Origin of the sequence: Amycolatopsis sp. cmx-4-54 (genome assembly GCF_046548895.1) — a bacterium.
Classification (GTDB): domain Bacteria; phylum Actinomycetota; class Actinomycetes; order Mycobacteriales; family Pseudonocardiaceae; genus Amycolatopsis.
This window is the reverse complement of record NZ_JAEBEJ010000011.1, coordinates 275,339-290,862: the sequence shown is the minus strand read 5'-3', so window position 1 is coordinate 290,862 and position 15,524 is coordinate 275,339. Positions and strand designations below refer to the sequence as shown.

Genomic DNA, 15,524 nt, shown 5'->3' with positions numbered 1-15,524 from the left:
CCTGAGATGCCTCCTCTTTCCGGGCTGCGACGTCATTTCGGCGTACTGGCCGTCCTCGGAACACTCACCGCCGCGGCGATCCTCGTCCAGGCCGACGGCCTCGCGACGCTGCTCACCGGCGGCGGCGTGACCTGGACCCTCGTGGCCGCCATCGCGGTGCGGGCGGTGCTCGCGGGCGTCCAGGGCTCACTCGGCGGCCGGTTCGCGGCGACGGTCAAGGCCGGGCTGCGCAAACGGCTTCTCGGTGCGGAGGCGGAGGATCCCGGCAAGGTCGCGACCCTGGTGACCAAAGGGATCGACGCGAGCGACGCCTACCTGACCGGGTATCTGCCGACGGTGGTGCTGTCGGCGATCGTGCCGGTCGCGGTGCTCGTCCGGCTGTTCGCCGCGGATCTGTCGTCGGCGCTGATCATCACCGCGACGCTGCCGCTGATCCCGGTGTTCGCGATCCTGGTCGGGCAGCATACGAAGGCGAAGACCGCCAAGCAGTGGTCGCTGCTTTCCAAGCTGGGCGGGCATTTTCTCGACGTCGTTCGCGGGCTCGGCACGCTCAAGGTGTTCGGCCGCGCGGAGGCGCAGGCGAAGACGGTGCGGGCGATGGCGGACGCGCACACCGACGCGACGATGCGCACGCTGCGGGTCGCGTTCCTGTCCGCGCTGGTACTGGAACTGGTGGCGACGCTGTCGGTGGCACTGGTCGCGGTGCCGATCGGCTTCCGGCTGCTCGAAGGCGGCATGGTCGTGCATACGGCGGTCTTGGTGCTGCTGCTCGCCCCGGAGGCGTACCTGCCGCTGCGGGCGGCCGGGGCGAAGTTCCACGCCAGCGCGGGAGGGCTCGCCACGCTGCGCGAAGCACTGGCCGTGCGGTCGGAGGACGTCGTCCGGGGTTCGCGGGTCGCCCGCCGCGGTGCGCCTCGGATCGTGCTGGAGAAGGTGAGCGTCGCGTACGGCGACGAGACCGTACTGTCCGAAGTGGACATGACGATCAATGCGGGTGAGCACGTCGCGCTCGTCGGGCCCAGCGGTTCCGGGAAGAGCACGCTGCTGGCGGTCCTGCTGGGTTTCGTGACGCCGACGTCCGGCCGGGTCCTCGTCGACGGTGTCGATCTGCGCGATCTGGATCCGGCCGCGTGGCGGGCGGGGACGGCGTGGGTGCCGCAGCGGCCGACGTTGTTCACCGGGACCGTCGAGGAGAACATCGCGATGGGCCAGGTGCCGGACGTCCAGGCGGCGGCGCGCGCGGCGGCGTTCGACGGGGTCGTGCGCGGATTGCCCGACGGCTACCGGACGCGGATCGGGGAGCTGGGCGCGCCGCTTTCGGCCGGGCAACGGCAACGGCTCGGCCTCGCCAGGGCTTTGGCCCGCACGGAGGCGGGGCTCGCGCTGCTCGACGAACCGACCGCCAGGCTCGACGCGGAGACCGAAGCCGCCGCGCTCGGCGCGACCCGCGAACTGCTGACCGGCCGGACCGCGGTGCTCGTGGCCCACCGGCCCGCGATGGCCGCGCTGGCCACCCGCGTCCTCGAAGTCCACGAGGGCGCTGTAAGAGCAGTAGGCGGAGCTGAAGTTGCACCTCGGGCGGTGAGCGAACGCGTGAACCCGCCACGGCCGAAGGCCCCGCTATCGCGGTGGCAGGACGCCACCTCCGCATCGGCGAGGTGAATGACCGACCAGCGTCCTGCCGACGTCGATCGCGGACGCGGGTTCACCGACGAACACTGAGAGAACGGGAACCGGTGTGAACGTCTGGGGTGTGTCCACAAAGGACGCCGTACGGCTGGTCCGGGCCGGGCTGATCGGGGCCGGGGCGGAGATCGCCGGGCTGGCGTTGATGGCCACCGCCGCGTGGCTGCTGCTCAAGGCGGCCGAGCAGCCGCCGCTCGCGTCGCTCACGGTGGCGATCGTCGCCGTCCGGACGCTGGCGTTGCTGCGCGGCGGCCTGCGCTACGCGGAACGGCTCGCCGGGCACGAGGTCGTCCTGCGGTATCTCGGCGCCTTGCGGACCCGCGTGTACACGTCGCTGCTGCCGCACCGGGTTTCCCGGCATTCCGGCGGCGATCTCGTCACGCGTCTGGTGTCCGATGTGGACGCCGTGCAGGACGCGATCCTCCGCTGTCTGCTGCCTGCAGGTGTCGCCGCATTCGTCGGCGCGGTGTCGACGGCGGTCGCGCTGATCGCCAGCCCGGCCGCCGGGTTCGTGCTGGCACTCGGGCTCGCCGTCGCGGGGATCGGCTTGCCGTGGCTGTGCGTGCGGATCACTCGCGCTGCGGCGGAAGCGAGCGCTCCGGCCCGCGCGGACCTCGCCGAACGGTCGGTCGAACTGATCACGGGACGGCGTGAGCTGATCGCCTACGGCGTACACGAGTCCACTGTGGACGCCGCGCACACCGCTGTCGACGTCCTCGCTTCGAGGGATCGAGCGACGGCGAATCGCACGAGCCTGCTGAGCGCGGCCGGGATCTTCGTCCAGCTGCTGACCTGCGTCGCGATCGCGCTGACCGCCGGGGTTTCGCCGCCGCTGACGGCGGCACTGGCGCTGGGTGCGCTGGCCGTGTTCGAACTGGTCCTCCCCCTGACCGCGGCCGCCCAGCGCTGGGTCGAGGTCCGCGCGTCGGCCGAGCGGGTGCGCGCACTGCTGTCGGAACCGCCACCCGCGCGCGGCACCGTGCTGCCCGAGCCGGGGCATCTGCGGCTCGAAGGGGTCGGCGTTCGGTTCGAGGGCAGGGCCCCGGCACTGGACTGCGTCGACCTCGACCTGCCGCCGGGCAAACGCGTCGGGATCGTGGGGCCGAGCGGAGCCGGGAAGACGACGTTGCTGAATGTGCTGCTGGGTTCCGTGGCGCCGACGTCCGGGCGCGCGCTGCTGAACGGGATACCACTGGAGAACTACGATCCGGCGCTGCTGCCGTCGGTGATCACGGGCGCGCTCGCGGACGCGCACGTCTTCCACACGACGGTCCGGGAAAACCTGCTGCTCGCGAAGCCCGGCTCTTCGGATGCCGAACTGCTCGCCGCCTGTGAGACGGCCGGTTTCGACCTGCCGCTGGATCGCGAAGTCGGCTCCGACGGTGACGCGCTGTCCGGTGGGCAACGCCAGCGGCTCATCCTGGCGAGAGCAGTGCTCTCCGCGCCGCCCATCCTCGTACTGGACGAGCCGGTCGAGGGTCTGGATCCGGAGCACGGCGACGCCGTCCTGGCCGGTGTGCTCGCGGCCGCGCGCGGCACCGTCGTCCTGGTGACGCATCGCGAGTCGCAGGTGGCCGGGTTCGACGAGGTCCTACGACTCGGTTAGCCCGCGCACGTCCCGCATCGGCGGCCGGTCACTCACCGACACCTCGGCCACCTCCGGCAGCCATTCGTCACCTACTTGCGCGAACTGGGTGAGCTGGGCCGGGTCGTCGGACTTGACGCCACAGCGCGCGAGCGCCGTCCCGAGGATCTGGCGCGCCATCACGCCCAGCTGAAGCAGCGAGCGGTTGCGATGCTTGCGTACGCCGAGGTTGACCTGCGCGAGCCCTTCGAGGCCGTAGCGCGCTTCGGCGTCGAGGATGAGCCCGATCTCGACGCCGTACCCGGCCGCGAAGGGCGTTGACTCGAGAAACTCGCGCGTCGCGGCGTACTCGCCTCCCAGGGGCTGAATGAGTCCCGAGAGCGAAGGGCGCAGCGCCGAAAGGACCGGCCGCGCCAGCAACTCGGTGACCCGGCCGCCGCCGCTGCTCTCCAGCCGCAGCGGCCGCCGGTAGAACCCCTTGACCAGGTGGACGCCGTCTTCGCAGAGCAAGGGCCCGAGCAGGGTCGGCACGAACGCCGGATCCGGGTCGACGAGGTCGGAGTCGAGGAACACGACGACGTCACCGGTCGTCGCGGCCAGCGACCGCCACAGCACCTCGCCCTTGCCCGGCACCGGCGGCAAGTCGGGGAGCACGTCCTCGCGGTGCACCACGCGCGCCCCGGCGCGGGCGGCGAGCTCGGCGGTGGCGTCGGTGGACCCGGAATCCATCACGACCAGTTCGTCGACGACCGTGCCCAGCAGCGGCCGGACCGTCCCGACGACCTCGGCGACGGTGTCCTCTTCGTCGAGTGCCGGTAGCACGACCGAAACCGTCCGGTCACCCTTCGCAGCGACGATGTCTTCGACCGTCCAGCCGGGGTTCTGCCACGTACGCCGCTCGAACCAACTCATGAGTAGTGATCGTGCCATGCTGGAGTCCGACACCCTGTCGATGGAGGAACCGTGCTACCGCTACTCGTCCGATTCGTACTCGGACCGCTGGTCAGAGCCCTGTACCGCCCCGAGATCCGCGGCGTGGAGAACATTCCCGCCACCGGGCCGGTGCTGCTGGCCCCCAACCATCGGGCGGCGCTGGACACCGGCGTGATCACTTTCACGGCGCTGCGGCAGGTCAAGTTCCTCGGCAAGGCGGAGTACTTCACCGGCCGCGGGCTCAAGGGCAAACTGATGGCCGGTTTCCTGGGCGGCCTCGGCTACGTCCCGGTCGAACGCGGCAACGCGCAGGCCGGCCTCGCCGCGCTGGAAGCGGCGCGGAAGGTGCTCGACGCGGGCGGCGCTTTCGCGATCTATCCCGAAGGCACCCGCTCGCTGGACGGGCGGCTGCACCGCGGCCACACCGGCGTCGCGGCCCTGGCGCTGGCGACCGGCGCGAAGGTCGTACCCGTCGCACTTTCCGGCACCGAGAACCTGCAGCCCGCCGGGAAGCGGATCCCGCGGCGGGCGAAGATCACCGTCACCTACGGCTCGCCGCTGGACTTCTCGCGGTACGAGGGGCAGGACTCGTCACCGGCGATCCGGCGCTCGGTGACCGACGAGATCATGTACGCGATCCTGGAACTGTCGGGGCAGGAATACGTCGACTCGTACCACAAACGGCCTGATCAGAGCGCTGCCTGACGTTCTTGCTGGGCCGGAGTGGTAGCAAAGGTCCCTTGCTCTCTTTTCGCAGGTCAGCGCGGCGACCGTGTGGATTTCGGGACATCTGACGTCCCAAAATCCACACAGTCAGCAGGCGCCGCTACACGGAGTGCGGAGACCTTTGCTACCCCCCCCCCGGTGGGCAGCAGCCAAGTCCGTGAAGGGCCCCTTCACGGACCCTAGGTCCCTCAAGGGGGCCTTCACGGACCGCCGGCGGCCAGAACCGAAGCCCTACTTAGCCCACTTAGGCCGAGCCGGAGGCACGTAGTCCGCGAAGCCGTCCAGAAGCACCGAAGCGTCCGAGTCGATCGACAGCATGTCCCGGTACCCAGCCGACAGGAAGCCCTCCGACACCATGTGGTCGGCGAACTTCAGCAGCGGCGCGTAGTACCCGCCGACGTCGACGAGCCCGATCGGCTTCTCGTGCAGCCCGAGCTGCGCCCACGTCCACACCTCGAACAGCTCCTCCAGCGTCCCCGCCCCGCCGGGCAGCGCGAGGAAGCCGTCGGACAGCGCGGCCATCTTCGCTTTCCGCTGGTGCATGTCGGCGACGACGTGGAGTTCGGTCAGGCCGGCGTGCGCGATCTCGACGGAGCCCAGTGCCTCGGGGATCACGCCGATCACCTCGCCGCCCGCGGCGAGCGCGGCATCCGCGACGACGCCCATGGTCCCGACCGAAGCACCGCCGTAGACCAGCCCGATACCCCGCGACGCCAGCAGCGTGCCCAGGGCGCGAGCTTCGTCCGCATACCGCGGGTCGAAGCCCATCGAAGAACCGCAGAAGACGCAGACCCGGCGCGGCGCCGCCATCAGTGGGTGTCCTCCCATGCCTGGTACGAATCCTCGACGACGCGCACGGCGTCGTCGATGTCGTCGGTGACGTGCAGCAGTTCCAGGTCCTTCTCGCCGATCTTGCCCTCGGCGAGCAGCGAGCTGGCGATCCAGTCGTACAGGCCGCCCCAGTACTTGCTGCCGAACAGCACGACCGGGAACTTCGTGACCTTCTTCGTCTGCACCAGGGTGAGCGCCTCGAACAGCTCGTCGAGCGTGCCGAAACCGCCGGGCAGGCAGATGAACGCCTGCGAGTACTTGATGAACATGGTCTTGCGCGCGAAGAAGTAGCGGAAGTTGACCCCGAGGTCGACCCACGGGTTCAGGCCCTGCTCGAACGGCAGCTCGATGCCGAGGCCGACCGAGAACCCGCCCGCCTCGTTGGCGCCGCGGTTCACCGCTTCCATCGCGCCGGGGCCGCCGCCGGTCATCACCGCGAAGCCCGCGTTCGCGAGCGCGCCGCCGATCTTGCGGCCGAGTTCGTACTCCGGGTGGTCCCGCTTCGTCCGTGCCGAACCGAACACCGTCACCGCCCGCGGCACCTCGGCCAGCGCGCCGAAGCCCTCGACGAACTCCGCCTGGATCCGCAGCACACGCCACGGATCGGTGTGCACCCAGTCGCTCGGACCCCGCGAGTCCAGCAGGCGCTGGTCGGTGGTGCTGCCCTGGTCACGGCGATCCCGCCGCAGCACGACCGGGCCCTTGTGGCGCTCGATCGGACGTTCCGGGTACTGGCCGTCGGGGAACTCGCTTGTCTCACTCACCCCGCCAAGCCTACGACGTCGTCACCGTCCGGAGCGGCAGCATCGCCGCGAACAGGAGTTGTCGGATGCGCGAACGCGGGGCCCGCCGGTGAGCGGGCCCCGCGGTCGCGGTCAGGAACGCCCGGTCAGCGCGAACGCGAGCATGGCCGTCGAGGTGAAGTCGATGGCGGGCTCGTTGCTCGGCCACGACGCGAGGTCGTCGGCGTAGCGGGCCTCGGGGGTGTCGAAGGCTTCGAAGGGCTTCTTGCAGTCCTTCGAACCGGGCGGGAGCTCCATGTGCTCGAAGTTCTCCGCTCCGTTGGGGCCGTTCACGACGGCGCCGTAGAGCAGTTTCTCCTCACCGGCGAGGTTCGCCGCCTGATGGTGCGGGCACCGCGGGTACGTGGTGCCGACGCCGACGACCAGCGAGATGCCCCAGGCGTTCGCGCCGAGGGTGAAGTTCCGCTGCTGCGAGCCGAACGCCGCGTACCGGCGGTCACCGGTCAGGTCCGCGTACAACCGTTCGGTCGCGGCGAACCCGAAGCTCTTGCTGGCCGCGTCGAATTCCTTCACCGAGACGGCGGTCCGGAAAGGACTCTGAGCCGCGCTCGCGACCCCTTCGTCGAGCTGACGGCGGAGGTCGCCGATCAGTTCCTTCGGGCCGACCGCGGCACCCGGGACGCCGTGCCGCAGTAGCTTCGCCAGTTCGGCGTGCGCCAGCGCGCTGGTGTCGTACAGGTTGAGCGTGCTCTTCTCTTCGAGGTCGATGTAGGCCTTCGCCCAGTGCGCCGCCTGCCGCGTCCACTCGGCGGACCGCGGATCACGCAGGGCCTTGGCCGCCAGGGCCAGCTGTGTGGCGCCGAGTTCCATGTCGTCCCGCCAGGACGACTCCGGGTAGTACGCGTGCGGGAACGCGGTGACCAGTTCGCCGACGTTCTCGGTCTTGGCCTGCGCGAAGACCGACGAGGCCTCGGCGAGGTATTCCCTTGCCAGCGCGGGGTTCCGCCTCGCCTCGACCTGGGCGCCGAGCGCGAAGGCGGCGGCGACCCGGCCGGCGAGGTTCGGGCTGAGCGCGGATCCGCCGGGGTTCGCCGGGAAGACCGGCCGGTGCTTCACGAAGTACTTGGGGTCACCGGGTTTCACGTCGAGCGGGTCGTCGTCGTGCGGGTTCCGCCAGACGTCGTGGTCGCCGAGGAACCCGAACTTGTCGCTGCCCGTCCCGATTCCGACCTGGGCGTAGAGCGTCTTGCTCTTCTCGTCCCACATCTTGTCGAGCCAGTCGAGGCCGAGCTTGACCTCCTTGGCCAGCGCCCGGTCGTAGTCCTCGCGGAGCACGTAACCCAGCTCCGCCAGCGAGTACGCCGTGTTCGACGTGAACTTGACGAAGTCGCCCGCGTCGACCCAGCCGCCCTCGACGTCGATCGGCCCGCCCGACGGCTTCAGCGGTTCGGTGATCTCGTCGCCGAATTCACCGCCGAACGCGGGCCATTCGTAGACCGTGGCCTGTTTGTCCGCCAGATGCGAGGGTTTGCGGTCGAGACGGCCGGGGATGATGTCGTCGCCGTCGCGCTGCGCCTGGAAGAACTCGTTGGTGGCCCGGACGAGCGGCGTGAAGAGCCGGTCCCTGGTGTCCACCCGGAACGTCGGCGACGTCGCCTTGGTCTCTCCGGTGACCTCGATCCGGTACTTGCCCGGCAGCCAGACCTTCGACAGGTCGAGCTGGTACACCGCCGGGTACTTCGCGTTCCACGCGCCGAGCGACTGGCCGGTCCGTCCACGATGGACGGTCCGGCCGCGTTCGTCGATCACCGAGAACGCGCCCGGCGCGCTGGACAGGAGATAGGCGTGCTTGGTCTCGGTGATGCCGTAGCCGACCTGGTCGACCCGCACCTCACCTTGCACCGCCGCCGCGGCCGAAACCGCCGGAACCGTTAAACCCCCGAGGACCAGTGCCGAAACCGCGGCCACCGTCCGGGACCAGGAACTCACCATCATCGGCGCCCCGCTCACGAATTAGTTAAGAAAGTTTCCTTTTTATGGCGCATGACGTTAGCTCCCGGGACGCCGCCAGTCAATATGTCCGTTTCGCCGGTCGGAAGTCACCGGTTCCGGCCGATGTCGGCGGGTAATCGTCTACCGTGGATCGATGCCGCCCGAGGCAGAACCACTCGGCGCGCGGATCCGGCGGCTGCGCCGGGCACGCGGGCTGACTCAGCGTGAGCTCGCCGAGCCGCGTTACGACCGCGGTTTCCTCGCCAAGGTCGAGTCGGGCCGCCGTCCGCCCTCGGACGACGTGCTCTCCCACCTCGCGCGACGGCTCGGCCTCACCGCGGACGAACTCCGCTTCGACCGGCCACCGGGCGCCGCCGAGGAACTCACCGACGCGCTAGAGACCGCGTACCGCGAGCTACAGCAAGGTGGACTCGAAGCCGCCGAACGCGAGTTCACCCGAGTGGAACACCGGGCGGCCGAGTACCGGCTGCCGGAAGTCCAATGCCACGCGCGCTTCTACCTCGGTGAGGTCCAGTGGCAACGCTACGACATCCCGTTGGCGGACAAGGGATTCGCGCACGCCATGGAGCTCGCCGACGCCGCGTCGCCGCGACTGCGCGCGATGATCGTCAACCGCGTCGCCGCCTGCCGCGCGCTTTCGGGCGACCTGGGCGCCTCGGTCGCGCTCGTGGAGAACGCGCTCGCCGAGCTCCGCGCCGCCGGCGCGAGCGATCCCGACGCCGAGCTGGCGTTGGTGACCGCGTTGCTCCATCCCTTGATCGAAATGGGCGCACTCCGCCGTGCCCGCCGTGCCGCCGAAGAGGGCCGCCGCGTCCTTCCTTCCGCCCGCCGCGCGGACATCGCCGCGCGCTATCACCGGCAGGCGGCGCAACTGTGGCAGGAGATCGGGCTGGTCGACCGCGCGGAGAAGGATCTGTCGCGGGCACTGCGCCTGTTCACTTCCCTCGGCTACGACCGCGACGCCGCCCGCAGCCGCTGGGCGCGCGGCTTCCTCTGGCGACGGCTGGGCAAACTCGACGAGGCCCACGCCGAACTGCGGCTCGCGCGCGATCTTCTCGCCAAGGCCGGATCGCGGGAAGGTGTACTCGGCGCGACCATCGAACTCGCCGATGTCCGCCGCCGCCAAGGAAAGCTCGACGAGGCCGCCGAACTCGCCGAAGGGATCCGCCCGCTTCTGGATCGATCCCCCGATATCGAGGCCAGGGCCGAGGTTCTCCGGTTGCTGGGACTCATCGCCCGCGCGCGCGGCGACCTGCCCGAGGCGACCGCGCTACTCGAAGAAGCCGCGACCGCACAGGAAAAGTCCGAACTGCGCGGCGCGCTCGTCGCCACCTCACTGCATTTGGGCGACGCCTTGCGCGCCCGCGGATTAATCGAAAAGGCGGCGGAGGCCTATCGGCGCGGCGTACGCGCGGCCGCTATGTCCGATTTCGGGCCGACCGGCTGAAAACCATACGAAAGTCGCCATATATCGCACCTGGCGGGAAAACTCTTACTACCCAGGCATTTCATTCCCCGCATGTGGATCTTCACCAGTCCCGCTAGGCCATCCGGCCCATTGACGCACCTTGTGACCGGCTCCTTTACTCGGACGTGTCCATCGGGATAACTCCAGTTATCCGAATGGGCACGCTCCCCGTCCCCCGCCGTGCGCCCGCCAGGTCGAATTCCCCGCCGCGCCTGAAGGCCGGACGGGTACACGGTCCTGCCCATGGAAGGTTCACATGACCGTTCAGCGAGGGCTCAGAACAGGGTTGGCGGCCGTCGCCGGCCTTGCCCTGAGCATGACGTTCCCGGTGACCCCGGCGAACGCGACCACCGCCACCATCCAGCCCGCGAGCCCCGACGCCGTGGCCGCGAGCGCGGCCGACCGGGCCGCCGCGACCGGGGTGGACCAGCTGCGAAGGGGGCCGCAGGAGGACTTCCGCCGCGTCGGGATGACACCCGGTGGCGGCGGACTCTTCTACGCCGCATACGAACGAACCTACCGTGGCCTGCCGGTCGTCGGCGGGGACGCGGTGGTGGTGGCCGACGGCGCCGGGCGCGTCCGCGGCACCAGCGCCGCGGAGACCGCGGCGATCTCGGTCGACACCAAGGCCAGGATCTCCGCGGCGAAGGCGACCGAGGTCGCCCGCGGGCAGCTGTCCAAAGTAGACAGTGTCGTCGCACCGAAGCTCGTCGTGCTGGCGGGGAACTCCCCCAAGCTCGCCTACGAGGTCGTCGTGGCGGGCACCAAGGCGGCGAACCCGAGCAACCTGCACGTCTTCGTGGACGGCGCCACCGGCGCGGTGCTCGAAACCCGTGACGACGTCAAGATGTCCAACTTCCCCGCCGCCGCACCGAAGGCGACGTCGAACGACGTCAGCACGCTGGGCGCCGGGAACAGCTACTACGCCGGCAACGTCACCATCGACACGACGAACTCCGGCGGCACGTACACGATGCGTGACCCGCAGCGCACCAACATCAGCTGCGCCCGCCAGAACGGCTCGCCCTACAGCGGACCGGACGACAACTGGGGCAACGGTTCCGGCACCGATCTGGAAACCGCCTGCGTCGACGCGCTCTTCGGCGTCCAGACCGAGTGGAAGATGCTCGGCGAATGGCTCGGCCGCAACGGCATCAACGGCAACGGCGGCGGCTTCCCCGCCTACGTCGGCCTCAACCAGGCCAACGCCTACTGGAACGGTTCCTCGACCACCTACGGCCGTTCCTCGGACAGCCAGCGTCAGGCCACCCCCATGGACGTCGTCGCGCACGAGTACGGCCACGCCATCTTCCAGACCACACCGGGTGGCGCGGGCAGCGGCAACGAGAACGGCGGCCTCAACGAGTCCACCGGTGACATCTTCGGTGCCGTCACCGAGCACTACGCCAACAACGCCAAGGACGTCCCCGACTACGACGTCGGCGAGGGCGTGAACCTGGTCGGCCGCGGCCCGATCCGCTACATGAACCAGCCGAGCAGGGTCTCCGGCAACCCCGACTGCTACTCGTCGTCCATCCCGAACACCGAGGTGCACGCCGCCGCCGGCCCGCAGAACCACTGGTTCTACCTGCTGGCGGAGGGCACCGCGCCGGTCGGCAAGCCGGCCAGCCCGACCTGCAACAACACCTCGATCACCGGGATCGGCATCCAGAAGGCCGCGAAGATCTTCTACAACGGCCTGCTGAAGAAGACCTCCAGCTGGAACCACCGGGCGGCCCGCAAGGCCACCCTGGAAGCGGCGCTCGCGCTGTACCCGGGTTCCTGCACCGAGTTCAACACCACGAAGGCCGCTTGGAACGCCATCAGCGTGCCCGCCGCGACCGGTGAACCGACCTCGTGCACCCCGCAGGGTGACGACTTCTCCGTCGGCGTCACCCCGGCGGCGGGTTCGGTCAAGCCGGGTGAGTCGGCCACGGTCACGGTGAACACCGCGACCACCAACGGTGCGGCCCAGTCGGTCGCGCTGAGCGCGAGCGGCCTCCCCGCCGGGGCGACCGCGACGTTCAACCCGGCTTCGGTGCAGTCCGGCGCCTCCTCGACGCTCACCATCGCGACGTCGGCGAGCACCCCTGACGGCACCAGCACCATCACGGTGACCGGCACCGCGGCGAGCGGGGCGCACACCGCGCAGTACAAGCTGACCGTCGGCACCGGCGGTGACGTGCGCACCTACAGCAACGACACCGACTTCGCGCTGAACGACTACGGCACGGTGAACAGCCCGATCACCTCGACCGCCACCGGCAACGCGGTTTCGCCGGTGAAGGTGACGGTCACCGGGACGCACACCTGTTCCGAGGACCTCCGGATCAGCCTGAAGGCCCCCGACGGCAGCACGTACTCGGTCAAGGCCACCGGTTCCCTGCCCTGCACCGATCTGGGCACCCGGAACTACTCGGTCCCCGTGACCAACGAAGTCGCGGCGGGCACGTGGACCCTCGTGGTCTACGACGCCTACGCGCAGGACACCGGCACGCTTTCCAGCTGGTCCATCACGGTCTAGCGCCCTCCCGCGCGTGAAGGACTCCTTCCCTCGTCCATCCATGCCCCGCCGCCGCCCTCGACGGACGCGCTGCGCGCGCAGATGGAATCCGACGAGGGAAGGAGTCCTTCACGCGAAACCCCTCCAGAAAGGAACGCCCCGGCATGAAGTGGGGAAAGAGAATAGGAGCGGCCGTCGTCGGCATGGCCGCCGTACTGGGTGTCGTCACGGCACCCGCGCAGGCGGTCACGGCCGCCGCCGCACCGGACATCTCGCTCGCCAACGTCAAGGCGCATTTGAGCGCGTTGCAGACCATCGCCAACCAGAACGGCGGCAACCGCGCCGCCGGACGGCCGGGCTATCCGGCGTCGGTGTCCTATGTGGCGCAGAAGCTGCGCGACGCGGGCTACAACGTCACTTTGCAGTCCTGCACGAGCTGCGCGGGCTCGAACCAGAACATCATCGCGGAATGGCCGCAGGGTGACGCCAACCAGGTCATCATGCTCGGCGCGCACCTCGACAGCGTCAGCGCCGGCCCCGGTATCAACGACAACGGCTCGGGCTCGGCCTCGATCCTCGAAGTCGCGTTGACCCTGGCCCGCGAGAACCCCACGATGGCCAAGCGGGTCCGCTTCGGCTGGTGGGCCGACGAGGAGTCCGGCCTGCGCGGGTCCAAGTTCTACGTCAACAGCCTGCCGCAGACCGAGCGCACGAAGATCAAGACCTACTTGAACTTCGACATGATCGGCTCCGACAACTGGGGCTACTTCGTCTATGACGACGTCGCTTCGGTCAAGGCCGTGTTCGACGAATACTTCCGGACGATCGGCATCCAGACCGAGGGCGACACCGAGGGCGACGGCCGTTCGGACCACGCGTCGTTCAAGAGCGCGGGCATCCCGGTCGGCGGTCTCGCGACCGGCGCCGGGTACACGAAGAGCGCCGCACAGCAACAGAAATGGGGCGGCACGGCCGGAAGGGCGTTCGACAGCTGCTACCACCGCGCGTGCGACACGCTGTCGAACATCCCGGACACCCCGCTGGAGAAGAACAGCGACGCGATCGCGTACGCGCTCTGGAAGCTCGCCGTCGGAACGTCGACCGGACCCGACTTCTCGCTCGGTCTTTCGCCGTCCTCCGGCACCGTCCAAGCGGGACAGTCGGCGACCGTCACGGTCAACACCACGACGACTTCCGGTTCGGCGCAAGCGGTTTCGCTGAGCGCGAGCGGTCTTCCCGCCGGGGCGACCGCGACGTTCAACCCCGCGTCCGTGCAGTCCGGCGGATCTTCGACGCTCACCATCGCGACGTCGGCGAGCACTCCCAACGGCACCAGCACGATCACGGTGACCGGTGACGGGACCTCGGTGGACCGCACGGCGCAGTACACGCTCACCGTCGGCGATGTCAGCGTGCGTACGTTCACCAATGGCACCGATTTCGCGCTGAACGACTACGCGACGGTCAACAGTCCGATCACTTCCAGCGCGACGGGTTCGGCGACCTCACCGGTGAAGGTGTCGATCACCGGGACGCACACCTGCTCCGAGGACCTCCGGATCAGCCTGAAGGCCCCCGACGGCAGCACGTACTCGGTCAAGGCCACCGGTTCCCTGCCCTGCACCGATCTGGGCACCCGGAACTACTCGGTCCCCGTGACCAACGAAGCCGCTTCCGGCACTTGGACCCTCGTGCTCTACGACGCCTACGCGCAGGACACCGGCACGCTCGACAGCTGGACCATCACCGTCTGACCGACCGAATGGCGAGGGCCATCGCACGAGGACACCCGGCCTCGTGCGATGGCCCTCGTGCGTGACGGGATTTCCGGACAACCTTTCGATATCTGGTCTAGACCACCCGATCGTCGGTAGCGCCGCTCGTGCGCGGCGACCTATGTTGAGCCGAACGGCCGCTTCCTGTTCGTTCAAACCGCTTTCGAGATGGGAGCTGGGTATGTTCGGTCGCGTCTCACGGCTGCTCGCAATCACCGGCGCGGCGGTACTCGCCGTCACCACACTCGTCGCCTTGGGTTCGGCGCAAGCGTCTCCCGACGCCGAAGTCTGCGCGGTCAAATCGAAGCCCGCGGGCAAGGTCCTGCAAGGCTATTGGGAGAACTGGGACGGCGCCTCGAACGGCGTCCATCCGCCGATGGGCTGGATCCCGATCACCGACGCCCGAATCAAGGCCAACGGGTACAACGTGCTCAACGCTGCCTTTCCGGTCATCCTGTCCGACGGAACGGCCAAATGGGAGGACGGGATGGACGCGACTGTGAAGGTCGCGACCCCGTCCGAAATGTGCGCCGCGAAGGACGCGGGCGCGACGATCCTGATGTCGATCGGCGGCGCCACCGCGGGGATCGACCTGAACTCGGCCACCGTGGCCGACAAATTCGTCGCGACCATCGTGCCGATCCTGAAGAAGTACAACTTCGACGGGATCGACATCGACATCGAAACCGGCCTCACCGGCAGCGGGAACATCAGCACGCTTTCCGCGTCACAGAAGAACCTCATCCGCATCATCGACGGCGTCCTCGCCGCGATGCCGCCGAACTTCGGGCTCACCATGGCACCGGAGACCGCGTACGTCACCGGCGGCAGCGTCGTCTACGGCTCGATCTGGGGCGCTTACCTGCCGATCATCAAGAAGTACGCGGACAACGGCAGGCTGTGGTGGCTGAACATGCAGTACTACAACGGAAGCATGTACGGCTGCTCCGGTGATTCCTACCAGGCCGGGACGGTCCAGGGCTTCGTCGCGCAGACCAACTGCCTCGACAAGGGCCTGGTGATCCAGGGCCAGACGATCCGCGTCCCCTACGACAAGCAGGCTCCGGGCCTGCCCGCGCAGGCGGGCGCCGGCGGCGGCTACATGTCGCCGAGCCTGGTTTCCCAGGCGTACCGCAGCATCCCGGCCCTCAAGGGCCTGATGACCTGGTCGATCAACTGGGACGGTTCGCGGAACTGGACCTTCGGGCAGAACGTGAAATCCCTGCAGGGCCGCTGATCTGGCGAGTTACGCCGCTGATCA

The 15,524-nt window shown here is 69.2% G+C and carries 11 protein-coding genes; 7 read left to right on the top strand and 4 right to left on the bottom strand.

Translation table 11 applies throughout. From position 1 onward, the window contains the following. The first annotated feature begins 6 nt into the window (after positions 1–6). Positions 7–1,662 (top strand): thiol reductant ABC exporter subunit CydD, encoded by a 1,656-nt coding sequence (gene cydD / locus ACLJQ7_RS32465; RefSeq protein ID WP_410651953.1) that lies wholly within the window; start codon positions 7–9, stop codon positions 1,660–1,662. Between the two features lie 76 nt (positions 1,663–1,738). Then, entirely contained in the window at positions 1,739–3,292 is a 1,554-nt protein-coding gene (gene cydC, locus ACLJQ7_RS32460; RefSeq protein WP_410651952.1) for a thiol reductant ABC exporter subunit CydC, read from the top strand. On the opposite strand, the gene ACLJQ7_RS32455 is transcribed toward cydC, so the two are convergent. After that, the gene (locus ACLJQ7_RS32455; protein ID WP_410651951.1) at positions 3,278–4,183 is read right to left on the bottom strand and encodes a glucosyl-3-phosphoglycerate synthase; all 906 of its coding nucleotides are present in this window, start codon (positions 4,181–4,183) and stop codon (positions 3,278–3,280) included. The two genes, cydC and ACLJQ7_RS32455, sit on opposite strands and share 15 nt — an antisense overlap. A gap of 51 nt (positions 4,184–4,234) precedes the next feature. Here ACLJQ7_RS32455 and ACLJQ7_RS32450 point away from each other — a divergent pair, with 51 nt between their 5' ends. Beyond that, positions 4,235–4,909 carry a lysophospholipid acyltransferase family protein gene (locus ACLJQ7_RS32450; RefSeq protein ID WP_410651950.1) on the top strand — a complete coding sequence of 225 codons (675 nt, stop codon included), beginning with the start codon at positions 4,235–4,237 and terminating at the stop codon, positions 4,907–4,909. Between the two features lie 252 nt (positions 4,910–5,161). Here the strand turns inward: ACLJQ7_RS32450 and ACLJQ7_RS32445 are convergent, their stop codons facing one another. The 3 genes from ACLJQ7_RS32445 to ACLJQ7_RS32435 all read right to left on the bottom strand — a co-directional run bounded on the left by ACLJQ7_RS32445 (position 5,162) and on the right by ACLJQ7_RS32435 (position 8,499). Then, entirely contained in the window at positions 5,162–5,740 is a 579-nt protein-coding gene (locus ACLJQ7_RS32445) for a TIGR00730 family Rossman fold protein (RefSeq protein ID WP_410652028.1), read from the bottom strand. Further along, a complete protein-coding gene (locus ACLJQ7_RS32440; protein WP_410651949.1) occupies positions 5,740–6,525 on the bottom strand; it encodes a TIGR00730 family Rossman fold protein in 786 nt (261 codons plus the stop codon). The genes ACLJQ7_RS32445 and ACLJQ7_RS32440 overlap by 1 nt, the downstream gene beginning before the upstream one ends. Positions 6,526–6,636: 111 nt before the next feature. Continuing rightward, a complete protein-coding gene (locus ACLJQ7_RS32435; RefSeq protein WP_410651948.1) occupies positions 6,637–8,499 on the bottom strand; it encodes a glycoside hydrolase family 9 protein in 1,863 nt (620 codons plus the stop codon). Between the two features lie 151 nt (positions 8,500–8,650). Here ACLJQ7_RS32435 and ACLJQ7_RS32430 point away from each other — a divergent pair, with 151 nt between their 5' ends. From ACLJQ7_RS32430 to ACLJQ7_RS32415, 4 genes are all read left to right on the top strand, one after another. Then, positions 8,651–9,964: a tetratricopeptide repeat protein gene (locus ACLJQ7_RS32430; RefSeq protein ID WP_410651947.1), complete on the top strand. Its 1,314-nt coding sequence runs from the start codon at positions 8,651–8,653 to the stop codon at positions 9,962–9,964. 277 nt (positions 9,965–10,241) lie between these two features. Next, complete coding sequence (locus ACLJQ7_RS32425; protein ID WP_410651946.1) at positions 10,242–12,509, top strand: M4 family metallopeptidase; 2,268 nt, start codon at positions 10,242–10,244, stop codon at positions 12,507–12,509. Positions 12,510–12,652: 143 nt separating this feature from the next. After that, complete coding sequence (locus ACLJQ7_RS32420) at positions 12,653–14,242, top strand: M28 family peptidase (RefSeq protein ID WP_410651945.1); 1,590 nt, start codon at positions 12,653–12,655, stop codon at positions 14,240–14,242. Between the two features lie 202 nt (positions 14,243–14,444). Beyond that, positions 14,445–15,500: a chitinase gene (locus ACLJQ7_RS32415; protein WP_410651944.1), complete on the top strand. Its 1,056-nt coding sequence runs from the start codon at positions 14,445–14,447 to the stop codon at positions 15,498–15,500. Positions 15,501–15,524: the final 24 nt, after the last annotated feature.